Genomic DNA, 22,355 nt, shown 5'->3' on the forward strand with positions numbered 1-22,355 from the left:
AGTATATATAATTGCATCAATATTTAGCTACTGCTATTCTAAATAAAAATATCTAATATTACCCTAACTATGAATCAACCAGAAATTAAATATTTAAAAAACTACAAGCCAAGTAATTATCTTATAAATGAAACACATCTAAAATTTGAACTTAATGAGTCAAAAACTAGAGTGACAGCAAATTTATATATAGTAGCTAATCCAGCAAATCGTGAAAATAACACACTGGTTTTAGATGGTAATAATCTAAAACTATTATCTATAAAAATAGATAATAAAGAGCTATCAAATACAGATTTTATAGTTAATGAAAACCAATTAATCATAGATGATGCTCCAGAAAAGTTTGTATTAGAAACAGTGGTAGAGATTAACCCTGAGGCTAATACTTCTTTGGAAGGTTTATACAAGTCTGGAGAGGTGTTTTGTACACAATGTGAAGCTACAGGATTTAGAAATATTACATATTATCTAGATAGACCAGATGTTATGTCAGCATTCACAGTAAAAATAATAGCTGATAAGAAAAAATATCCAGTAATTTTATCAAATGGCGATAAAGTTGAGTCCGGATATATTTCAGATACTCAGCATTTTGCAGTATGGAAAGATCCATTTAAGAAGCCTTGCTATTTATTTGCTCTTGTAGCTGGAGATCTGGCAAGTATCAAAGATACTTATATCACAAAATCATTACGTAAAGTTAGTTTAGAAATATACGCTTTTAAACAAGATATAGATAAATGTCATTATGCAATGCAAGCTGTCAAAGATTCAATGAAATGGGATGAGGATAGGTTTGGCTTAGAGTATGACTTAGATACTTTTATGATAGTAGCTGTGCCAGATTTTAATGCTGGTGCAATGGAGAATAAAGGTCTAAATATTTTTAATACCAAATATATTATGGCTAGTGATAAGACTGCTACAGATAAAGATTTTGAGTTGGTACAAAGTGTAGTGGGACATGAATATTTTCATAATTGGACAGGCGATAGAGTTACTTGTAGAGACTGGTTCCAGCTTAGCTTAAAAGAAGGCTTGACTGTATTTAGAGATCAAGAATTTACTTCTGATTTAAACTCAAGAGATGTTAAACGTATAGACGATGTACGTATTATTAGAAGTGCTCAATTTGCTGAAGATGCTAGTCCAATGTCTCACCCTATCCGCCCAGAGTCTTACATTGAGATGAATAATTTCTATACTGTAACGGTTTATCATAAAGGTGCTGAGATAATTCGTATGATTCATACCCTACTAGGTGAACAAGGCTTCCAAAAAGGTATGAAACTATACTTTGAAAGACACGATGGACAAGCTGTCACTTGTGATGATTTTGTAAATGCTATGGCAGATGCTAATAATCGTGATTTTAGCTTATTTAAAAGATGGTATGCTCAATCAGGTACACCAAGCATTAAAGTTACAGAAAACTATGATGCAGAAAATCAAATTTATAGTCTAACGCTAGAGCAAACTACTCCGCCAACAGCAGATCAAAAAGAAAAACAAGCTCTTCATATACCTGTTAAAATGGGGCTTATTACTCCAGAGGGTGAAAATATAGAGGAGCAAGTCATTGAGCTAAAAGAGCAAAAACAAACTTATACTTTTGAGAATATTACAGCAAAACCAGTAGCTTCTTTATTTAGAGATTTTTCGGCACCTGTAAAAGTTGAGCATGAGCGTGCCGAAGAAGAGCTATTACATATCGTTAAGTATGATAATAACGCTTTTAATCGTTGGGATTCTTTACAGCAATTAGCTACTAAAATGATATTAAACAATGCTGATGTAGATGCTGAGTTTTTAAATGCTTTTAAATCAATCTTACATGATAAAGATTTAGATAAAGCTTTAATTAGTGATGCTCTGATGATACCAACTGAGTCTACAATTGCTGAGTCAATGCCTGTAATTATGGTTGATGATATTGTCAACTCTCGCAAAAAAGTCATGAATCAGCTAGCAGATAAACTAAAAGATGATTGGTTAGAGGTATATCAACAATGTAATGATAATAAGCCGTATAGCCTATCAGCTGAGCAAATTGCTAAAAGAAAGCTCAAAGGAGTCTGCTTGAGCTATCTGATGAATGCTAGTGATCAAAGCCAAGGGTTAGAGTTAGCACAACAGTTATTTGATAATGCTGATAATATGACAGATCAGCAAACAGCATTTTCAGCGTTACTAAAGTCTAATGATAAACAAGTTCGAGATAATGCTATCAATGAGTTCTATAACCGTTGGAAGCATGAGGATTTAGTAGTAAATAAATGGCTACTATCTCAAGCTCAAATATCTCATGAGTCAGTTTTAGATATAGTCAAAGGCTTAGTTAAACATCCTGCATATAACCCTAAAAATCCTAACAAAGTTTATTCACTAATTGGCGGTTTTGGCGCTAATTTCTCACAATATCATCGTAAAGATGGTTTAGGATATGCTTTCATGGCTGATACAGTACTAGCGCTTGATAAAATTAATCATCAAGTTGCAGCAAGAATGGCTCGAAATCTAATGAGTTGGAAGCGCTATGACTCTGATAGACAAGCTATGATGAAACAAGCTCTTGAGAAAATTAAAGCTTCAAATCCAAGTAAAAATGTCTTTGAAATTGTTAGTAAGAGCTTGGAGTTGTAGTTTTTTTAAAAAAGGATTTATATAGCTTCATAAACTTCCATATCCGTATTTTCAAATTTTATGTAATAACTTATAACATCAGATGATAGCTTAGGACTAGATACAGGAATTTTATTGAGCCAAAACAAAAAATGTAACAGAGTATCTTCATTAGTTTTGAAAAAAATTAAACCTATAGGTAGTGTACCTCTATCAAAAAAACCACCTTCCCTATTATTGAAAAGAATGCCTTTATTATTAATTATGATAAAATCAAATTGATTGTTTCTTTCTACTTTATTTTTAGAGTAATACTGTTTTATGTGTTCTATTAACGTCTCATTATTAGAGAAGGATTCATTCGTGAATATAAAAGTATAAATTTTATATATGTCATCTTTATAGTTTTTTATATCATCAGTATTAAATAAGCTTGTTTTTACTCTTGTTAATTCCTTTACACTTTTTATTTGAGTTAATGCTCTAAGTATTTCATCTTTATCTAATTTAGGCTTTATTTCTATAGCAGCATCGACTCCATCAGCAAAAATTACAGAATATAAGCCATTCGTATTTGATAAAGTATTAGGGTGTTGAGGATTGAGTATTATGCAGTCTATAGATTTACTTCTATTTCCAAAACTATCTACTATATTACCTTTTGCTATTCTATATGGAAAAGGGAAGTATTTAGATATAAAGTTTTTAATAAGAGGTTCTCTTCTATCGGAAACCTCTTGAGAAGTTCCTTTACCTTCAAAAGAAGCTTTTTTAAATCCTGTGTCTATCTCCGTGGCTTCAAAATTAAGAAGTTTTCTTAAGTCATTCATTTTTACTTACCTATATTACTTATGCTACTATTGTTTGTGATTAGAATTAATTTATTTGATTATTTTATTTTTATAGTGCTATACCTTATAAATACTTATAATAGACTTATTAATTATTTAAAAGCAAGAATAAATATGTCAGTAGTTGTTATAGGAAGCGCTAATAGGGATTTAGTTGTAAAAGTTGATCAACTTGCGCAAAAAGGTCAAACGATAATAAGTCAAAATTATGAAGAGTTTTGTGGTGGTAAAGGAGCTAATCAAGCTGTAGCTGCAAGAAGACTTGGCGAAAATGTAACTTTTATTACAAATCTTGGTAAAGATAGTTTTGGAGATAGGCTTTTAGAGTTTTATAAAAAAGAAGGTCTAGATAGCTTAACTATCAATCAAGATTCTAGTAGCAATACAGGCTTGGCTTTTATTTGCGTTGATAGTCAGGGTCAAAATATTATTAATGTAGTAATGGGTGCTAATGCTAAATTAGATCAGCAAGTTTTGGACAAACATAATCAAAAAATCCAACAAGCTAATATCATACTAACTCAGCTAGAAACTCCTTTGGAAACTATTGAGTATTTAGCAAATAAAATCACTGATAAACAAACATTTATATTAAACCCTGCCCCAGCAAGAGAGCTACCTCAAGAATTACTCAAAAAGGTAGATATTTTAACGCCAAATGAGACTGAGGCATCTATTTTGTCAGGTATAGAGGTTAAAGATGTAAATACAGCTAAGCAGGCAGCAAATGAGTTGCATAATAAAGGTGTATCTACAGTTATAATAACTTTGGGCGAGCAAGGTGCTCTATTATCAAAAAATAATGGTCAAGAACAAAAATTATTTGCTACTAAAAAAGTAGATGTGGTAGACACTACTGCTGCAGGAGATACTTTTAATGGTGTTTTGGCATTTTGTCTAGACAAAGGACTATCTATAGAACAATCAATCGAGATAGCTAATACAGCAGCAGCTCTAGCAGTAACTGTAGAGGGAGCAGAAGATTCAGCACCTACTTTAGAGAAATTAAATACTTATTTAGAACAAAAAATATAATATATGGAGATTTAAAATGGTTGTACTACACTCGTACGGTGTTGCGGTATTTTTTTGCATAATTACGATGCTATGTTGGGGTTCTTGGGCAAATACACAAAAGCTCTCGACAAAAGAATGGCCTTTTCAGCAGTATTATTGGGATTATGCTTTAGGGATTTTGATAGTATCTTTTGTCTTAGCTATAACTATGGGAAGTTTTGGTACAGAAGGTAGATCATTCTTTAGTGATATTTCTCAAGCGTCATCTGAGAGTTTTATTTATGCTTTTATGGGTGGTGTGGTTTTTAACTTAGCTAATATACTACTTGTAGCTGCTATTGATATTGCAGGAATGTCTGTAGCTTTTCCTTTAGCTATTGGTTTGGCTCTAGTCATAGGTGTGATTACAAACTATATAGCAACACCTCTAGGTCAGCCTGTAGTATTGTTATTAGGAGTTTTAAGTGTACTTGCAGCAATTATCGTTGATGCAATTATATATAAACGAATATCTGATAATAAAAACAAAAATATGCTCAAAGGCTTTATAGTTTCTATTATTTCAGGTATTTTGATGGGCTTTTTCTATCCTTTGGTTATTAAGTCTATATCAAGTGATTTTATAACTCCTCAAGCTGGTTTAATGACGCCATATACTGCTAGTTTTATATTTGCTGTAGGGATTTTTGTATCTAATTTTGTGATTAATGGTTGGATGATTAAATTCCCTATTTCAGGTAAAAAGCTTAATTTCAAAGACTACTTTTCAAAAGGCTCTCCTTGGTTACATACTATAGGTATTTTAGGTGGCGTTATTTGGGGAGTTGGTTCTTGTCTTAACTTTATAGCTTCTGGTATTGCTGGACCTTCTATATCTTATGGTTTGGGTCAAGGTGCAACAATGATAGCAGCATTTTGGGGCGTATTTATTTGGAAAGAATTTGCCAAAGCACCAAAAGGTACAAATAAGTTGATAGTACTAATGTTTATAACTTATATTTTAGGATTAACACTTATTGTTTTTGCGAGAAATATCTAAAAATAAAACTATATATTTATAGTTTCACCAATTTTTAAAATCAAAGCATTTTCTTCACCATATTTTTGATTTATAGCTGCTTGTTTGAATCTTTTAGGTGGCTCAAAAAACGGCTCTGGTGTAAGTCTGATAGTTCCCCAGTGCATGCCTATGGTTTTGGTCGCTTTGATATCTTTGGCTATTTGAATTGCTTCTTCCGGAGTAGCATGTACAGAACACATAAAATCACGAGGCTCGTATGCTCCTATACCTATTAAAGCCAGATCAAAATATTCTTCTTTTTTACCAATTTCTTTAAATACATCGCCATAAGCAGTATCTCCTGAGAACCATATTTTCTTGTCTTTATATTTGATTGAGAAGCTAGCCCATAGAGTTTTATTTCTATCAAATAATCCTCGACCAGAAAAATGAACGCATGGTAAACAGCCTATAGTAATATCATTTATATTAATCTCTTGCCACCAGTTCATTTCGGTTACATTTTTAAAACCTCTTTTGATAAAGAAATTACTAAGCCCTAGAGGCACTACTACTTTGATATTTTCTTTATTTGGAAAGTTCTTTATAACTTTTGAGTCTAAATGATCATAATGATTATGGCTAATAATAATCATATCAATTTTTGAAAGCTCACTTAAATCTAAAGGAGAAAATATTTCTCGTTTTGGTCCTAAAAATCCAGGCCCAGCATTTTTACTTAAAAAAGGATCTGTAACAATAAAATATTCATTAAGCTTAATCAAAAAAGCAGCATGCCCTAACCAAGTAATACTATAATCATTTGATTTATCTAATTGTTCTAAAGCTTGTTGTTTTTCTAAAACATGGTCTTTAGAAAAACTTTCTTTATGCTTTTTAAACATAGTAGAAAAAATAAATCTTAAAAAATCTCTACTTCCTCCTTTGCGCATGGGGCTACCTAGAGGATTTGAGAACTTATTATTTGGATATTTCATCATCTTTTACTTTTGATATTCCTAGCATTCGCATCATTATTTTTTCAAAAAATGGTTCACTAACACCATGCTTAACTTTATAAGTATAGTATTTCTCAAAAGCCACCTTGGCATAGTGAACTAACTTACCTTCATAATACCAGTCATGTTCACGAGGTTTAAATTGAGGGATTGCGGCAAAGGCAACTCCGCCATCACCAAAATCGGCAAAACATACAGCATTTAGAGTAGCCTGAGTATGTTGTTCTTCTCCATTTAAAACAGCTTTTAGATTACTAGCTATTGCTGTGACCATTGATTCTATCATATACCCTGTTTTAGGAGCTCCTGTAGGTATTATAGTCTTCTCAACGGGAGGGATAGCAACACAAACACCTAATGAATAAATATTTGGATATTTAGGATTAGCTTGATGTTTATCAACGATAATAAAGCCCTTAGGATTAACTAGTCCTTCGATATTAGCAAAAGCATCAATTCCTTTAAATGAGGGAAGAATCATATTAAAAATACTTCTGATAGTATGTTGCTGTTTTATACTTCCATTATCGTCATATTCATCAACATATATATTCTCAGCATCTATTTTTGTGATTTTAGCATTACAAATCCAATTAATGTTTCGTTTTTTAAACTCTTCTTCTAGAAGCTTTGGTGAGTCTCCAACTCCAGCTAATCCAAGATGTCCTAGGTATGGTTCAGAAGTAACAAAAGTAATAGGGGTTTGTTCACGAATATTATGCTTTCTTAGATCAGTATCTATTATTAGAGCAGTTTCATAAGCAGGCCCAAAGCAAGATGCTCCTTGTGCTGCACCTACAACTACAGGACCGGGGTTTTTGAGTACTTTATCCCAGTCAGATGCTGCTTTGGTTGCATGATCAATAGTACATACAGAATGACTATATAAATCTGGTCCCATACCTTCAATTTCATCAAAGGCTAATTTTGGACCTGTTGCTATTATCAGGTAATCATAAGTTATTTCTTTGTCGTTAAAAAGTACTAATTTATTTTCATCAGGATAGAGTTTTTTTACTCCATCAGATACAAAATTTATGCCTGCTTTTTCTATATAATTACTAATAGTAAATTCAACGTCTTCTCTAGAACGCCAATTTACCATTACCCAAGGGTTTGAAGGAACAAAATTAAATTTATCTCCTTTAGATATTAATATGATTTCATGATCATTACCAATTGCTTCTTTTAGTTCATATGCCATTGGTATTCCACCAATACCAGCACCAATTATTACTATACGGGCCATAATATCTTCTCCCCAATATTACACAGTAACTATATGATTAATATTACCATACATAAGTTTGACAAATTAACTTTGAGGATTTTTATAGAGATAATATTCTTCATAATGTATATTTGAAATTATACAAATATTACCAAGTAGGTAGCTATGAAAACTGTAAACTTTGAAAAATTATATACTGACTTTACAAGTATCTTTGATTTATGTAGATATACAAATGAATCTCTAGAAGAAGAGATTATTAGAAGAGTAAAAGAAGATAATATCACTGAGGGTATGTTTCTTTTTAGATTTAGATTAGTGATATTTAAGTTTGAAGTAGCTAATGATTCTGTCGAATATATTGGATATGAAAAATAATTAGATGTGTCATGACGGCTTTATTTATTATTTTAGGTATTTTGTTTCTAATTTTTTTACCTATTATTAACATATATATTCCATTGGGTAATTTTCCAAGAATCCCAGATTCTATTAATGAAAATTATGATTTAAACCCTAATAAAAGAAAAGTTGGTGAGTCTGATGAAGAGTATCGTAAAAGATTACGAGAGTTAAATCCTAATCCAAAGCCTTTATTTACAATTAAAAGCTTTTGTATCACATTTATTACAGTACTCTTACTCCTTATACTTTTTTTTATATTTTTATTTTTTTAGTATGGGAAGTTATATTTAGAATAAGAGAACCTACTAAAGATAATACTGCTGTAATAATAGCAATAAAAGCAGGTATATAAAGTGTATGGTACTCTAAAATCAGAGTCTGTGTTATAAGAGGCATAAATCCAACGAAAACAGCAGAACCTAAACCATAACCAATTCCCATACCAACTAGTCTTACTTTGACAGGTAGAGCATTAATACATCTATATTGAGCAATCATAATATAAGCACTAAAAAAAATACTATAGACTAAATATGCAACCATATAGTGTGAATTATGAATAAAAGCATAGCATAACCAGATAGATAATATTGATGATAAAACTAAGAACCAATTATCCAATTTTGGAATGCTATCTTTCTTTATTAGTAATGCTGATAGTAAGCCAAATAAACACATCATAAGTAAGCCTATAATACTAATCTTGAGCATACTGTTAGAGCTATAACTAGATAGATTTGTTAAATAGCTTGGTAAAGCATAATAGAACAATGTAATACAAGACATAACATTAGCAGTCATCAAAAAACAACCTAATAACGGCATTTTGTAATGTTTGAATAGCTCAATAATTGGATTTTTTGTCAGTTGATTAGTTTGTAATAATTGTGTAAAAAGAGGACTCTCATGCAGCTCTTTTCTTATATAAAAAGTAACAATTCCTAGCGTAGAACCAAGTATAAAAGCAATTCTCCAAGCATAATTCTCAGGGAAAATAAAATTAAGTATTATCGTTAGTAGTTTAGCAAGCATTACACCTATAGCTGCAGAGATCATTATTGCTGCGATAGGATATATTTTGTTAGTAATGATAGTTTCGTTTAGATATGTAAATGCACTATTGACCTCTCCACCAGCAGAAAGACCTTGCATAATACGAAAAGTAAGTAATAGTAAACCAGCATATATTCCTATGACTGAAGCATCAGGTATAAGACCAATACCTAATGTGCCAATTGTCATCAAAAGTACAGCAGCTACCAATACTTTTTTGCGTCCAACTCTATCACCAATTTGTCCAAAAATAATACCGCCAATAGGTCTTGTAACAAAACCTAAAGCAAATATTAAAAGTATGATAATTTGTGAGTTAGAACTATGAAGTAAATGAGCTCCGATTACTTCAGAAAAGCTCAGATAGATTATAAAATCAAAATATTCTAGAACCATGCCTAAAGAACAAAGAAAAATAGTTTTTAGTTGTAAGTCTTTCATTTTTTTATCTCTAATTTCAAAGTTTAAAAAAAGGAACCTAATATGCAATAATTAGATCAAATTGTTCGTAAGATAATATCATGAAAATAACTAAACTATAGCGAATATGGTTTTGTAAAAAACAAAAAAATAAGTCATTTTTGCTTTATAAAAGAAACTATTTTAATCATCTGCTATAATCTGTTTATCTTAAATTTTCAAAAATAATTTGCATGGCTGAAAAATATATATACTCAATGCATAGGGTCGGCAAAGTTGTGCCACCTAACAAATATATCCTTAAAGATATTTCACTATCATTTTTTGATGGTGCAAAGATTGGGGTACTAGGTCTTAACGGTTCTGGTAAATCAACACTACTTAGAATTATGGCAGGTCTTGATACTGAGATTATTGGGGAGGCAGCTCCGCGTAAAGGTGTCAAAATTGGTTATCTACCACAAGAACCAAAGCTAGATGAAACAAAAGATGTAAGAGGTAATGTTGAAGAAGCATTAAGTCACTTAAAAGATATGATTACTAGATTTGATGAAATTAGTATGAAATTTTGTGAGCCAATGTCAGATGATGAAATGGCTAAGCTTCTAGAAGAACAAGGAGACTTACAAAATGCTATCGATGCGGCTGGAGCTTGGGAGATTGATCGTAAGCTAGAGGTTGCTGCAGAAGCTCTACGTTTGCCACCATGGGACACTGATGTTACTAAACTATCTGGTGGTGAGGCTCGTCGTGTTGCTTTATGTAAACTTTTATTATCTGCTCCTGATATCCTACTTCTAGATGAGCCTACTAACCACTTAGATGCTGAATCTGTAGCATGGTTAGAGAAGTTCCTAGCTGAGTACAAAGGTACAGTTGTAGCTATTACCCATGATAGATACTTCTTGGATAATGTTGCTGAGTGGATTCTTGAGCTTGATAGAGGAGAAGGTATACCATTTAAAGGTAACTATTCACAATGGCTTGAGCAAAAGCAAAAACGCCTAGAGATGGAAGAGAAACGTGAATCTTCACATCAAAAAGCGCTTAAAGAAGAGCTAGAGTGGGTACGTCAAAATGCCAAAGGTCGTCAAGCTAAATCAAAAGCAAGATTAGCAAAATTTGATGAGTTAAGCTCTCAAGAGTTCCAAAAGCGTAATGAGACTCAAGAGCTATATATACCACCTGGAGAAAGACTAGGTAACAATGTCATCAAAGTCAAAGATCTTGTTAAATCATTTGATGACAAGCTTCTTGTAGATGGTCTTGAGATGGATGTATATCCAGGTTCGATTGTTGGTATCATCGGTGCTAACGGAGCTGGTAAATCGACATTCTTTAAGATGCTAACTGGTAAAGAAACTCCTGATTCTGGTGAGATAAATATCGGTGAAACTGTAAATCTAGCTTATGTAGATCAATCTCGTGATGCTCTAGATGACAACAAAACTGTTTGGGAAGAAATTGCAGATGGTCTAGATGTAATTACAGTTGGTAAATTCACTATTCCATCACGCCAATATGTAGGTAGATTTAACTTCAAAGGTGCAGATCAGCAGAAATATATTTCTCAGTTATCAGGTGGAGAGAGAAACCGTGTTCATCTTGCGAAGCTACTTAGAAGTGGTGGTAATGTTATTCTACTAGATGAACCGACAAACGATCTTGATGTCGAGACTTTAAGAGCGCTTGAAGAAGCTATATTAGCATTCCCAGGTTGTATTATGGTTATTTCGCATGATAGATGGTTCTTAAATCGTATTGCTACACACATGCTTGCTTTTGAGGGTAATAGTGAAGTAGTTTGGTTTGAAGGTAACTACGATGCTTATATCGAAGACAAAAAGCGCCGTCTTGGTGATAAATATGATGCTATCACTAAGATCAAATATAAGCGAATTTCGGTTGATTAATTTTTTCTATTTCACTATTTATCTAAATAATATTAAAGTAAAATCTTAATTATTAATTATTAATAAATAGCTTCACTGGAGATGTTTATGATAAAAAAAATAGTATTTTATATATGCTTTTTTATCTTTCTACTAAACTATAGTTTTGCTGATACAGATAGTAGTAATGATCCGATAAATGCTCCTTCTAATACCTCAAAAGTAGAAAGTAAAGGTTTTTTAAATGACTATATAGTGACTCCAATTACTGATGTAGCTTTATTGGCAACAGCTCCAATTGGTTCTTTTGTTGGTTTGTTTGAAGGAGCTTCAAAGTCTCAAGCTATCTTATACAATGGCGAGCATCATTCTGGAGATAGTGATATAGTTAATATCTTTGTAGCTCCATTTGCAGCAATAGGCCTTGCTTTGGGTGGAGCAATTTATATGACTGTTAAATTACCTGCAGATCTGATAGAGGGTAACTCACATAAATAGAGATAAAATCTATAAATCTAGATTATTTACAATTTTTTTAGACATTGACTCTATAGAATCTCTTACAACATCAGAGAGTATTTCATCTTTTTCAAAGATTCTTTGACCCTCTATACCATAAAACTCAACATTATTAATATCCATCCCTATAGCATTAGCTAATGCTAAAGATGGCGCGACTCCAACGCTATGTGAGGATAGAAAACCACCAAAGCTAAGTATGTCTTTTGCTTTGAAGTAAAACTCTGTACCTGGTGTAACTTTGGCATATACAGCATCTATAAGGATAATTTTGTCATATCCACTATCTAGAAATGTTAGTAGATTTAAACCTGGTCTATCAGCACTTTCTACAGTGATATTTTGAATATTTTTTTCTCTTACAACTTCAGCTAGTTTATCGGCTACAAACCAACCAAATTGATCATCTGCAAAAGGTGATCCTATACCAAGAATTAGAGTTTTTTGCTTCATTTTTTACCTTTTATGATAAATAAAATTCTGTAGGGGTAGCACATTATGCTGTCCAGTAAGGTATTATTTTATTTTTCTTTTTGAGTATACATTTACAAACTTAAACACAAAAAATACAGAGAAAATAGCTACTAAGCTTAAGCCAATAGTAGATGAATAATCATCAACAAAGTCTGTAACTAGATTAATTGTAGCTATATTTGTATTTAATAAGCCTAACAATTCAACTAAAGCAACGATATAAGCAGCTACTATCACAATACATAGTATTATAATGTTATAACGATAAAATCTCTGCTCTTTTGAGTTAAAGCTTAGAACTTTTGACATTAATCCAGCATCTATAGAGTCAACTATAATCATCCCTAGAGCAAATGAGATAGGTAGCAACATAATATACCAAATAGATAAACCATTTAGCACATTAGCAGCAGCCATGCCCAATAGAGCTATCTCAGTCGCGGTATCAAAGCCTAAACCAAATAAAAAGCCTACAAAATACATTTTATATGGTCTATCTATAACTTTGATTATAGGTCTAAAAAGTTTTGCCAATACAGAATTTGATGTATGATCGTGAGCCATACTAGTTTTATTTTTGAGCATTTTCTTTAGAGAGAGAAGACTCATAGTCCCTGTTAGTAGCAAAAATACAGCTGATACAATAGTTCCAAAAAATGCACCAATATCCAAAGCACTAGTTTTCTCAATACTTGCAAAACTAAAGCCGATAACTATAAGTAAAGTAAGTAGAAAAACTATTGTAGAATGACCTAACGCAAAAAATAAACCAGTCTTGAAACTAGCTCTATTTTGAGTTATTAATTGTCTAGTTACATTATCTATAGCTACAATATGATCAGCATCAAAACCATGTCTAAGACCTAGCATAAAGGCAATGCCAATCATACTAAGCATTTTGAGATCTTGGGTTGCTAGAAATAGTAGTAGTGCTAAGAGTAGTACAGAGAAAATAGTTATATTTTTTCTCATATTAGTTCCTTAAATTATGAACATAGTTAATATTTCGCTACTTATTTTAACTAATTTTGTTTTTGAAATTAGAAATTTATAGCTAAATTAAAAAAATATGTGTCATAGGATGATTGATTGTGTTTAATCTCTATCAATATTCAATGTTAAGAAATGTGCAGAACAAGATATACAAGGATCATAGTTACGAATAACCATCTCAGCATGTAGTCTTATATCATCTTCTGGTTTATCTAAACCAAAGTTTTCTAAAGCTATACGCAGATCAGCCTCAATACAAGGTAAGTTTTGTGATGTAGGTGCTGATATTCTTATTTTCTCAGCTAAACCTTGATCATTAACCTTTATATGATCTATCTGAATACCACGCGGAGCTTCTACAGCACCCCAAGCATCGGCAGCTTTGACAGTATAGTCAACACATGGAGTATCTGTATATGAGTAGTTTTCACATACTTGTAATGCTCTTTCGATAGCCCAGTAGCCCTCAATAGCTCTAGCTACAACAGAATGGAACATATTTTTACTTGGCCATTTAACACCTGTAGCATGTGCCATTTCTTGGATATGCTTAGGTAGTTTGTCGAAGTTTAGGTTGATTCTTGGCAGAGGACCTAAAAGTATTGGCTGACCATCAACAGTGGTAGAGTGTAGCGCTGTAGATTGTGGAGCATGGAACTCTCTGAAATGATCATCATACTCACTAATATGGAATTTCTCACCATCACTAGTAATCACATCATCACCAAATACAGGATATTCAGTAGGATGTGATAAGCTAACCATCTTAAACGGAATAGTAGTATCTGGGAATGATAGTGTAGACACCCACTCAACCACATCTTTAGCTTCTTTTAGGGCATCTTTTAGCTTAGGAATCAGTGCATGAACTTCTTTGACCAAAGGAGCTTTGTAGAAGCCACCAACTTTCATACCATTAGGATGGACAGATCTACCACCTAGTAGTTTAAGTATATCATTACCTAAATGTTGTAATTTAACACCGCGCACAACCTCTTTAGGGTAATCTTTTGCCATCTCGATAGCTGATCTATAACCTAAGAAGTCAGGTGCCGCTAATAAATGTACATGTAGATAATGTGACTCAATCCACTCTCCCAAAAACATCAATAGACGCATATCATCTATCCACTGAGTTCTAGTGATATCAAAAGCACTATCATAAGCTCTTGAGAAGCCTGCTTGATATGCAAGAGGGCAGATACCACAGATACGCGCTACTGCATCTATAATTGCATTTGGCTCTCTACCTTCGAGGAATTTTTCAAAATAACGCGGTGGCTCATAGATTCTTAATTCACACTTATCTATTTTGCCATCTTTAATTCTTAAATCTAAAGCACCTTCACCTTCAACACGGGCTAAAATAGGCACTTCAATAACTGTTTCTCTACTCATAATTATACTCCAGCCTTTTTAAATACTTCATCTTGGCTACTGATAAATCTATATTTATCTTGGATTTGTTTGTCTGATAAACCAAGTTCTTTTAATCTAGTTGTCATTGCACCTAGATTGGCATATTTTGATGCACCAAAACAACCATAACAACCACGTCCAAGTTTTGGACAGATTGCACCGCAACCATCTGCTGTTACAGGACCCAAGCATGGCTCATCTTTTGCAACCATTACACAAGTAACACTAGCATGCTTACAGCTTGTACAAACTGGATCAACAACTTTCTCAGGCTCTACACCAAATAGTAGCTGGCGGATAGCTTTGAGTATTTGCTCCGTAGTTATAGGACAACCAGAGATTTCAAAATCAACATTTACATACTCTTTGATAGCTTTTGCTGTAGATAAATCTTCTTTGATAATTACATCTGTATCCTGAGGATATACAGCTTTTTGCCATTCTAGGAGCTCGGCAGCATTTGTATAGTTTCTTAGAGCTTGAATACCACCAGCCACGGCACAAGCACCTATTGCGATTACATATTTTGCTTTTTCTCTGATTTTTTGTAAGCGTGGAATATCATGATGAGTGTTTACACTGCCTTCGATAAATGCAATATCAACATCAGCAAACTCATCTAGAGGACCAGCTTCTGCAAAGTGAACAATATCAACCATTTCAGCTAATGTAAGTAATGATACAGCATCATTGATTAGAGCTAGTTGGCAACCATCACATGAGCTGAACTTATGCACGGCAATTTTTGGTCTAGGAGCTAAATTTTTTAATTTATCTTGAGCTGACATAACTATACTCCTTTTATTTCTAATAGTTTTTTAACAGCTGGATAAGCATATACAGCACCATCTTTACAGACAAACTCTTTGCCCATTTGGCAATGACCGCAATGTCCGATAGCACACTTCATGCTACGCTCTAAGCTGACAAAAATTTGCTCTTCTGGTACGCCAACCTTAGCAAACTCTTTAGCAACATTTTTCATCATAATCTCAGGACCAACAGTCATAACTACCGTATTTTTGTGATCAATATTAAGATCCGGAATCGCTGCAGTTACAAAACCATCATACCATTTCCATGGACCATGAGGCTCACCAGCTGTAGCTGCTAAAAGTACTTGTGTATTTGGTTGGTTGTTCCAACGAGTGTATTTATCTTGATAGATAAGTCCAGAAGTATCACGAATACCTTGTACAACATATACTTTACCAAAAGCATCTCTATCTTTTAGGATTTCTTCTGTTGCAGCAACTAGAGGAGCATTACCAAGACCACCAGTCATAATTACAACATCTTTACCTTTAGCTTGTTCTACAGGCCAAGAGCTACCAAACGGACCTCTAACACCTATAGTTTCACCAGTTTTTAGTTTGTCCATACCCTTAGTTATACGACCAACTACTTGGATTGTATGCTCAAACATATCATCAGCAAAATTTCTATCATTAACAATAGATATTGCAACTTCACCAACACCATATAAGTACAGCATATTAAACTGACCTGGGTGGAATTTATAATTTTTGCGTAACTCTTCATCTACAAAGCGTAAACGCAAGGTAAAAATATCATCAGCATCTTTGATAAATTCAACTATCTCTGCTTCATGCGGTAAATAAGCATCTTGTGGGTATATCATAATTATTTCTCCTCACAAATAGCGTTAATTTCTTCTGTAACATCAATTTTTACAGGACACCATGTGATACAACGACCACAACCAACACAACCTTTAGTTTTGAACTGTTCCCTCCAAGTACCAAACTTGTGTGTTAGCCATTGGCGGTATCTATGTTTTGGTTCTTCACGGTATAGCTCGCCATGAGTATAACTATGATCTAAACCAAAGCATGAATCCCATTCACGCGTATGTTCACTTTCTTTGCCGTCTAAACTTGGCTCTTCTTTTTCTGTATGGCAGAAACAAGTAGGACATGATTGAGTACAGCTACCACAAGATAGACATCTCTCTGCAACATCATCCCATTGCGGATGGTCATAAGAGCTTGTTAGAGCTTTTTCTACTTGAGCTATTGGTGGTAGAGTTTTCTCTTGCATAGCATATACAGCTTTTATCTTTTGTTCAGCTTGATATGTTTGTGCACCTGTTGCAGGATCTAGTTGTAGAGCTAATATTGTTTGTCTACCTTTATCACTACCTGTCTCGATTACAAAACCATGATCAATCTCTGTCATCGCTAGATCAAAACCTTTATCACCTTCTGGCTTATCACCTAGAGCTATACAAAAACAGTTACTGTGAGCTGTAGTACAATTAGCGGCTACGATAAACATAGCTTCTCTTCTAGCTTTATAACGAACATCTTGATAAGCATTTTCAACAAACACTCTATCTTGAATCTCAATAGCTCTTAGATCGCAAGGTCTAACACCTAGTACAGCATACTTTTTGTTGTTCAAACTTTGATTGAATGCTAACCTGCCATTCTCATCACGAGAGACTTTCCATAGAGTTTCTTTCTCTTCAAAAAGCATTGGTTTAACAGACTGAACAGGTACACTCCAGCCAAAAGCTTTTTTTGCATCTGTTTTGATGACTTCATATTTTGCTGGTTCTTGTATATCTATATATCCCCATGGCAACTCGCTTGCATTGTTTATATTGTCATAAACAATAGATTTATCTCTAACTGCCGGCGCCATAACTTCATAGCCTTGCCCTGAGAAGTAAGAAATCATTCTATCTAGGTCATCATGTTTTAAGAAATAAAACTGACTCATATTACTCTCCTTAACATATTCTTGGTAATTGCTCACCACTTAACCAATCCACACGTCTTTTGCCACCAAAAGTGGTTTTCATAAAGACTTGAGATTGCTCGCTTTTTCTTACGGTTGCTATCACTTGGGCATTTTCTCCTAATGGATGACCCCTTAAGCAGTCTAGAACCTTTTGAGTCTGACTAGGCTTACAAGCGATTAAAACTTTGCCTTCATTGGCGATATACAATGGATCTAGACCTAAAAGCTCACATGCTGATTGAACTTCTCTAGACACCGGAAGATTTGCTTCATCTATCTCGATAGCTACATTGTATTGGTTAGCCCATTCATTTAGGGTTGCACCAACTCCGCCTCGAGTAGGATCACGCATTGTTTTTATTTGACATTTATTGTCATAAATTGAATCAACTAAGTTGTCTAAAGATGTTGCATCGCTTAGAATTTGACATTCAAAATCAAGACCTGTTCGTTGTGACATTACAGCTACACCATGATCCCCAAGAGTGCCATTGATGATAATCTCATCACCATCTTCAAGAGTATCTCTAGTGACAAAATCATCACGGATAACTCCAACTCCAGTTGTATTGATAAAGATGCCATCACCTTTACCTTTTTCGACAACCTTAGTATCTCCTGTTACGATTTGGACATTAGCTTTTTTGGCAGCTTCAGCCATAGAATCTAGGATTACTTTTAAATCTCTAAGAGGTAGACCCTCTTCCAAAATAAGTCCTACAGATATATATAAGGGTTTAGCGCCACCAACTACTAGATCATTAACTGTACCGTGAATTGCAAGACTGCCGATATTGCCCCCCCTAAAGAAATATGGCGTGATAACATAACTATCTGTTGTCATGGCAATTTTGCCATTTATTTGTGGTAATACGGCTTGATCTTCTGCTTGAGCTAGATATTGACTATCAAAACTTTTTTTAATCATCTGCTCGATTAAATGATGCATAGCCTTACCACCAGCTCCCATTGCTAGATCGACTACACCGTTTTTGATATTTAATTTCACAGCCATTTTAGTCTCCGTATTGATAGTGTGCAGCACAGGCACCTTCTGATGAAACCATACAAGCTCCCATAGGTTGCTCTGGAGTACATACAACACCAAATAATTTACAATCTTTTGGCTCTTTAAGACCTCTTAGAATATCAGGGCAAGCACATTGCTTATGCTCTAGCCCTTGCACCTCGGGGATTTGATAGTATATTTCAGCATCAAATTTTGCGTACTCATCTTTTATCTCTAAAGCACTGTTTGGAATATATCCAAGTCCACGCCACTCAAAAGTATCTCTGATAGTTAGATATTGAGTGATTAAATCTTGAGCAAGTTGATTACCATTTGGTACTACAGCTCTTGTATATTGATTTTCTACACCTATTTTGCCAGCGTTAATCATCTTGATAACCATTAGTATAGATTGCAGTACATCCAAAGGCTCGAAACCTGCTACAACCATTGGTTTTTCGTATTCTTTTGTGACTTTATCGTAAGCATTACTACCAATGATAACACTGACATGAGATGGGCCTAAAAAGCCATCAATCTTAACATCCTCAGATAAGATTGCTTGCATAGCTACTGGTGTAAGTACATGGTTACAAAATATTAGAAAATTATCTAATTTCTTAGCTATCGCGAGTTGTATAGCAACAGCAGTTGGGGGAGTAGTTGTCTCAAACCCGATAGCAAAGAATATAATCTTTTTATTAGGATTTTCTTCAGCAAGTTTCAAAGCATCTTCTACTGAGTAAATCATCCGTACATCAGCACCGCGTGCTTTGGCTTTGATTAGACTATCTTGATGAGATCCTGGTACGCGAATCATATCTGCATAGCTACAGAATATTACATCTTTTTGTGATGCCAAAAATATTGCCTGATCGACTCTCTTGATTGGTAGTACACAAACTGGACAGCCTGGACCATGTATCATTTTGACATTTTCTGGCAAAAGACTAGGTATCCCATAACGATGTAGTGCATGTGTATGCCCACCACAAAATTCCATTAGGTTATATTGTCTATTAGGGTCAACTTCTTTAGCGATTTGTTGTAAAAGACTTTTTGCAACTTTCGGGGCCCTAAATTCTTGTATGTAATCCATTACATTACCCCTTTTATATTATACTTTTTAGATCCTCTAGAGTCTGATGAGCCATTTCTTTATCTAGTTTACTTAATGCAAAACCAACATGGATTATGACAAAATCACCTATAAGAACTTCATCTCTTAGTAGTGCTAGAGAGATATTTTTTTTTACACCGCCAACATTAACAATTGCTTGATTATCTTCTTTGATTTCTACAATTTCTGCGGGTATTGCTAAGCACATTTTACTCACCTTTTTTATATTTTTTGGCACCAAGCCAAGCTTGTCCAAGGCTTACACCACCATCATTTAGAGGAACTTTCTCTGATATATAAATATTGAAATCCATTTCTTTAAGTTGACGGTAAGTCTCTGTTAGTAGTAGCTTATTTTGGAAACAACCGCCACTTAGTATTATATTCTTAATATTTCGAAGTTGGGCTGAGTTACTAATCCACTGCGCTAGAGCATAAGCCAAAGTACTGTGCCATAAGTTACTAGCAACACTTATATTATCGCATTTTATTATGCTTTTTAGTAGTTTTTTTAAATTTAAATTAGTTTTAAATGATACCGATTTGGTATCATATTGACTGTTTGAAATATCAGCTAAAGACTCTAATTCTATAGCGGCTTGAGCCTCGTAAGTGTTGATATGGCAAATATTTAATAAGCTAGAAACAGCATCAAAGAGTCTACCCATACTAGTAGTTTTACCTTTAGGTAAAGAGTCATTTTGTAAAAGCTTGATTAGACTTTCAGCTTGCGGAAACTCTTTGAGATGATTTGGTATCTCAAGATCGTATTTATGGCATACTGCAAGAGCCATTCGCCAAGGCTCTTTTGCTACTTTGTCACCGCCTATATATTCGATAGGATCTAGCTCACCAATGCGGTTAAATTCTAAATTATCAATATCACAATGATAAAGTTCGCCACCTCTAGCTATACCATCTTCTCCTAAACCAAAACCGTCTAGTACCAAACCTATAGCATGACCTTGTAAATTATGCTCAGCAATTACAGCTGCTAGGTGGGCTTGATGATGTTGAATCTGATAAATTGGTAGATCAAACTTTTGCGCAAAATGCGTAGTATAAATATCAGGATGTAAATCACAAGCAATACCATCAAATTTAAGCCCAAACATCTTTTGGAAATGCTCTAGAGACTGCTCAAAAAACTCTATATTAGCTTGGCTATCCATATCTCCTATATGTTGCGATACAAAGGCTTGATTATCTTTGATAAAACAAAAAGTATTCTTTAAAAATGTACCAGTCGCTAGTATATTTGGTAGGGTTTCTGATAGTTGGATTGATTGCGGTACAAGTCCTCGAGATCTTCTAATAGGTAGATTTTTATCTATCACAGTATGAAAAACACTATCATCACTTTTTATCGCAATATCACGATTATCTGTAACTATAAGATCAGCTATATCTTTGAGCTTTTCGTGAGCTTCATCATTATTAGCAATGATGCTTTCACCAGAGATATTTGCACTAGTAACTATCAAAGCTAAATCATGGGTTTCATTAAGCCAGCTAGAGCCAGTAGGTTGATTTAATAGATGATAAAAAAGGATATAATCAGAGCCAGTTGTTGGTAACATAAAACCAAGCTGATTTATGCGTGGTGCAATAGATGAGCTGATAGTACTAGTAGAATGTCTTTCAACTAAAACGATAGGTCTGATAGTCGTGTTTAGAAGCTCGTCTTGCTGTGTAGTAACTGTTGCGAAATGCTCTTGTATGCTTTGAGTGTTTAGAGCCATTAAAGCAAATGGTTTATTTGGGCGATGTTTTCTTCTACGCAGTTTTTCGACCGCCTCGGTATTTGTAGCATCTACGACTAACTTAAAACCATTTTGACTTTTAATTACGATAATTTTACCAGCCCTGATAGCCTGAGATATTTCTGCAAAAGAGTGTGATAATTTTGGTCCACATTTAGAGCATGCAACAGTTTGAGCGTGATAATGTCTGTCTAATGGGTTTGTGTAGCTATTGTAACAGCCATCACAGAGTGGAAAATCTTTATATGTAGTTTTATCTCTATCATAAGGTAGGTTTTGTATCGTACTAAAACGCGGACCACAATGAGTACAGCTAGTATATGGATATAGATAGTAACGACTTTGTGGGTTAAAAATATCATCTAAACATAGGTCACAAATAGCTGTGTCAGCAGGAATTTTAGTTGCAGAGCTACCCTGTTGAGTTTCTAGAATGCTGAAATCTGTAAATTCACTTTCAGTTTGATAAATAGTTTTTTGGATAGTTTCTATACTAGCTAGAGGAGGCAGTTTTGCCTGCATATCATTTATGAAACTATCTACGGTAGATTCATCACATTGCAGAATTATCTCAACACCATTAGGAGTATTTTGCACCGAGCCGCACAAATCTAAATCTTTTGCAAGGCAATAGATAAAAGGGCGGAATCCAACCCCTTGGACTATACCATTGACGAGAATTTTTGTTAAGATCTTTTGCATTTTTTCCTTTTATATCACCAGCTATATTTTTAAAAATTTGTTGTAGTGACGGCACAGTGTGCTGTCTTATTATAGTT

20 protein-coding genes are annotated in these 22,355 nt (G+C 33.9%); 6 read left to right on the forward strand and 14 right to left on the reverse strand.

What is annotated here, in order from left to right; genetic code table 11:
* The first annotated feature begins 69 nt into the window (after positions 1-69).
* Entirely contained in the window at positions 70-2,646 is a 2,577-nt protein-coding gene (gene pepN / locus FTPG_RS02500) for an aminopeptidase N (protein WP_004286842.1), read from the forward strand.
* A gap of 17 nt (positions 2,647-2,663) precedes the next feature.
* Here pepN and FTPG_RS02505 read toward each other — a convergent pair whose 3' ends face one another.
* Positions 2,664-3,455, reverse strand: a complete 792-nt coding sequence (locus FTPG_RS02505; protein WP_004286843.1) for a DUF6602 domain-containing protein — start codon at positions 3,453-3,455, stop codon at positions 2,664-2,666.
* 135 nt (positions 3,456-3,590) lie between these two features.
* Here FTPG_RS02505 and rbsK point away from each other — a divergent pair, with 135 nt between their 5' ends.
* Positions 3,591-4,511, forward strand: a complete 921-nt coding sequence (rbsK, locus tag FTPG_RS02510) for a ribokinase (protein WP_004286844.1) — start codon at positions 3,591-3,593, stop codon at positions 4,509-4,511.
* A gap of 16 nt (positions 4,512-4,527) precedes the next feature.
* Positions 4,528-5,532, forward strand: coding sequence for a GRP family sugar transporter (locus FTPG_RS02515; RefSeq protein ID WP_004286845.1), 1,005 nt, complete (start codon positions 4,528-4,530; stop codon positions 5,530-5,532).
* Positions 5,533-5,540: 8 nt separating this feature from the next.
* On the opposite strand, the gene FTPG_RS02520 is transcribed toward FTPG_RS02515, so the two are convergent.
* A complete protein-coding gene (locus FTPG_RS02520) occupies positions 5,541-6,494 on the reverse strand; it encodes an MBL fold metallo-hydrolase (RefSeq protein WP_004286846.1) in 954 nt (317 codons plus the stop codon).
* Positions 6,475-7,761 (reverse strand): NAD(P)/FAD-dependent oxidoreductase, encoded by a 1,287-nt coding sequence (locus tag FTPG_RS02525; protein ID WP_004286847.1) that lies wholly within the window; start codon positions 7,759-7,761, stop codon positions 6,475-6,477. The genes FTPG_RS02520 and FTPG_RS02525 overlap by 20 nt, the downstream gene beginning before the upstream one ends.
* Before the next feature lie 147 nt (positions 7,762-7,908).
* On the opposite strand from FTPG_RS02525, the gene FTPG_RS02530 reads away from it, so the two are divergent.
* A complete protein-coding gene (locus FTPG_RS02530; RefSeq protein ID WP_004286848.1) occupies positions 7,909-8,121 on the forward strand; it encodes a hypothetical protein in 213 nt (70 codons plus the stop codon).
* Between the two features lie 279 nt (positions 8,122-8,400).
* On the opposite strand, the gene FTPG_RS02540 is transcribed toward FTPG_RS02530, so the two are convergent.
* Positions 8,401-9,642 carry an MFS transporter gene (locus tag FTPG_RS02540; RefSeq protein ID WP_035722158.1) on the reverse strand — a complete coding sequence of 414 codons (1,242 nt, stop codon included), beginning with the start codon at positions 9,640-9,642 and terminating at the stop codon, positions 8,401-8,403.
* Between the two features lie 212 nt (positions 9,643-9,854).
* Here FTPG_RS02540 and ettA point away from each other — a divergent pair, with 212 nt between their 5' ends.
* Together ettA and FTPG_RS02550 are read left to right on the forward strand one after the other, a co-directional pair.
* The gene (gene ettA / locus FTPG_RS02545; protein ID WP_004286851.1) at positions 9,855-11,534 is read left to right on the forward strand and encodes an energy-dependent translational throttle protein EttA; all 1,680 of its coding nucleotides are present in this window, start codon (positions 9,855-9,857) and stop codon (positions 11,532-11,534) included.
* Between the two features lie 87 nt (positions 11,535-11,621).
* The gene (locus FTPG_RS02550) at positions 11,622-12,011 is read left to right on the forward strand and encodes a hypothetical protein (RefSeq protein ID WP_004286852.1); all 390 of its coding nucleotides are present in this window, start codon (positions 11,622-11,624) and stop codon (positions 12,009-12,011) included.
* Between the two features lie 9 nt (positions 12,012-12,020).
* On the opposite strand, the gene FTPG_RS02555 is transcribed toward FTPG_RS02550, so the two are convergent.
* From FTPG_RS02555 to hypF, 10 genes are all read right to left on the reverse strand, one after another.
* The gene (locus tag FTPG_RS02555) at positions 12,021-12,485 is read right to left on the reverse strand and encodes a hydrogenase maturation protease (RefSeq protein ID WP_004286853.1); all 465 of its coding nucleotides are present in this window, start codon (positions 12,483-12,485) and stop codon (positions 12,021-12,023) included.
* A 63-nt stretch (positions 12,486-12,548) separates the two neighbouring features.
* The gene (locus FTPG_RS02560; protein WP_004286854.1) at positions 12,549-13,478 is read right to left on the reverse strand and encodes a HoxN/HupN/NixA family nickel/cobalt transporter; all 930 of its coding nucleotides are present in this window, start codon (positions 13,476-13,478) and stop codon (positions 12,549-12,551) included.
* Positions 13,479-13,601: 123 nt separating this feature from the next.
* On the reverse strand, positions 13,602-14,897 hold the full coding sequence (locus tag FTPG_RS02565; protein ID WP_004286855.1) for a Ni/Fe hydrogenase subunit alpha: 1,296 nt from the start codon (positions 14,895-14,897) through the stop codon (positions 13,602-13,604).
* 2 nt (positions 14,898-14,899) lie between these two features.
* A complete protein-coding gene (locus FTPG_RS02570; protein WP_004286857.1) occupies positions 14,900-15,706 on the reverse strand; it encodes an NADH-quinone oxidoreductase subunit B family protein in 807 nt (268 codons plus the stop codon).
* A gap of 2 nt (positions 15,707-15,708) precedes the next feature.
* Complete coding sequence (locus FTPG_RS02575) at positions 15,709-16,560, reverse strand: FAD/NAD(P)-binding protein (protein ID WP_004286858.1); 852 nt, start codon at positions 16,558-16,560, stop codon at positions 15,709-15,711.
* 2 nt (positions 16,561-16,562) lie between these two features.
* The gene (locus FTPG_RS02580; protein WP_035722160.1) at positions 16,563-17,663 is read right to left on the reverse strand and encodes a 4Fe-4S dicluster domain-containing protein; all 1,101 of its coding nucleotides are present in this window, start codon (positions 17,661-17,663) and stop codon (positions 16,563-16,565) included.
* A 10-nt stretch (positions 17,664-17,673) separates the two neighbouring features.
* Complete coding sequence (gene hypE, locus FTPG_RS02585) at positions 17,674-18,699, reverse strand: hydrogenase expression/formation protein HypE (protein WP_035722162.1); 1,026 nt, start codon at positions 18,697-18,699, stop codon at positions 17,674-17,676.
* 1 nt (position 18,700) lies between these two features.
* Complete coding sequence (gene hypD / locus FTPG_RS02590) at positions 18,701-19,792, reverse strand: hydrogenase formation protein HypD (protein ID WP_004286863.1); 1,092 nt, start codon at positions 19,790-19,792, stop codon at positions 18,701-18,703.
* Positions 19,793-19,805: 13 nt separating this feature from the next.
* Positions 19,806-20,021 carry a HypC/HybG/HupF family hydrogenase formation chaperone gene (locus tag FTPG_RS02595; protein ID WP_012280238.1) on the reverse strand — a complete coding sequence of 72 codons (216 nt, stop codon included), beginning with the start codon at positions 20,019-20,021 and terminating at the stop codon, positions 19,806-19,808.
* Position 20,022: 1 nt separating this feature from the next.
* Positions 20,023-22,278 carry a carbamoyltransferase HypF gene (hypF, locus tag FTPG_RS02600; RefSeq protein WP_004286867.1) on the reverse strand — a complete coding sequence of 752 codons (2,256 nt, stop codon included), beginning with the start codon at positions 22,276-22,278 and terminating at the stop codon, positions 20,023-20,025.
* Between the last annotated feature and the right edge of the window lie 77 nt (positions 22,279-22,355).

Source organism: Francisella philomiragia subsp. philomiragia ATCC 25015 (genome assembly GCF_000156715.1).
GTDB lineage: Bacteria > Pseudomonadota > Gammaproteobacteria > Francisellales > Francisellaceae > Francisella > Francisella philomiragia.

What these genes read in the sequence shown, in the direction of transcription:
- pepN (WP_004286842.1), top strand. Translation starts at nt 70, where the DNA reads ATGAATCAACCAGAAATTAAATATTTAAAAAACTACAAGCCAAGTAAT.
- FTPG_RS02505 (WP_004286843.1), bottom strand. Translation starts at nt 3,455, where the DNA reads ATGAATGACTTAAGAAAACTTCTTAATTTTGAAGCCACGGAGATAGAC.
- rbsK (WP_004286844.1), top strand. Translation starts at nt 3,591, where the DNA reads ATGTCAGTAGTTGTTATAGGAAGCGCTAATAGGGATTTAGTTGTAAAA.
- FTPG_RS02515 (WP_004286845.1), top strand. Translation starts at nt 4,528, where the DNA reads ATGGTTGTACTACACTCGTACGGTGTTGCGGTATTTTTTTGCATAATT.
- FTPG_RS02520 (WP_004286846.1), bottom strand. Translation starts at nt 6,494, where the DNA reads ATGATGAAATATCCAAATAATAAGTTCTCAAATCCTCTAGGTAGCCCC.
- FTPG_RS02525 (WP_004286847.1), bottom strand. Translation starts at nt 7,761, where the DNA reads ATGGCCCGTATAGTAATAATTGGTGCTGGTATTGGTGGAATACCAATG.
- FTPG_RS02530 (WP_004286848.1), top strand. Translation starts at nt 7,909, where the DNA reads ATGAAAACTGTAAACTTTGAAAAATTATATACTGACTTTACAAGTATC.
- FTPG_RS02540 (WP_035722158.1), bottom strand. Translation starts at nt 9,642, where the DNA reads ATGAAAGACTTACAACTAAAAACTATTTTTCTTTGTTCTTTAGGCATG.
- ettA (WP_004286851.1), top strand. Translation starts at nt 9,855, where the DNA reads ATGGCTGAAAAATATATATACTCAATGCATAGGGTCGGCAAAGTTGTG.
- FTPG_RS02550 (WP_004286852.1), top strand. Translation starts at nt 11,622, where the DNA reads ATGATAAAAAAAATAGTATTTTATATATGCTTTTTTATCTTTCTACTA.
- FTPG_RS02555 (WP_004286853.1), bottom strand. Translation starts at nt 12,485, where the DNA reads ATGAAGCAAAAAACTCTAATTCTTGGTATAGGATCACCTTTTGCAGAT.
- FTPG_RS02560 (WP_004286854.1), bottom strand. Translation starts at nt 13,478, where the DNA reads ATGAGAAAAAATATAACTATTTTCTCTGTACTACTCTTAGCACTACTA.
- FTPG_RS02565 (WP_004286855.1), bottom strand. Translation starts at nt 14,897, where the DNA reads ATGAGTAGAGAAACAGTTATTGAAGTGCCTATTTTAGCCCGTGTTGAA.
- FTPG_RS02570 (WP_004286857.1), bottom strand. Translation starts at nt 15,706, where the DNA reads ATGTCAGCTCAAGATAAATTAAAAAATTTAGCTCCTAGACCAAAAATT.
- FTPG_RS02575 (WP_004286858.1), bottom strand. Translation starts at nt 16,560, where the DNA reads ATGATATACCCACAAGATGCTTATTTACCGCATGAAGCAGAGATAGTT.
- FTPG_RS02580 (WP_035722160.1), bottom strand. Translation starts at nt 17,663, where the DNA reads ATGAGTCAGTTTTATTTCTTAAAACATGATGACCTAGATAGAATGATT.
- hypE (WP_035722162.1), bottom strand. Translation starts at nt 18,699, where the DNA reads ATGGCTGTGAAATTAAATATCAAAAACGGTGTAGTCGATCTAGCAATG.
- hypD (WP_004286863.1), bottom strand. Translation starts at nt 19,792, where the DNA reads ATGGATTACATACAAGAATTTAGGGCCCCGAAAGTTGCAAAAAGTCTT.
- FTPG_RS02595 (WP_012280238.1), bottom strand. Translation starts at nt 20,021, where the DNA reads ATGTGCTTAGCAATACCCGCAGAAATTGTAGAAATCAAAGAAGATAAT.
- hypF (WP_004286867.1), bottom strand. Translation starts at nt 22,278, where the DNA reads ATGCAAAAGATCTTAACAAAAATTCTCGTCAATGGTATAGTCCAAGGG.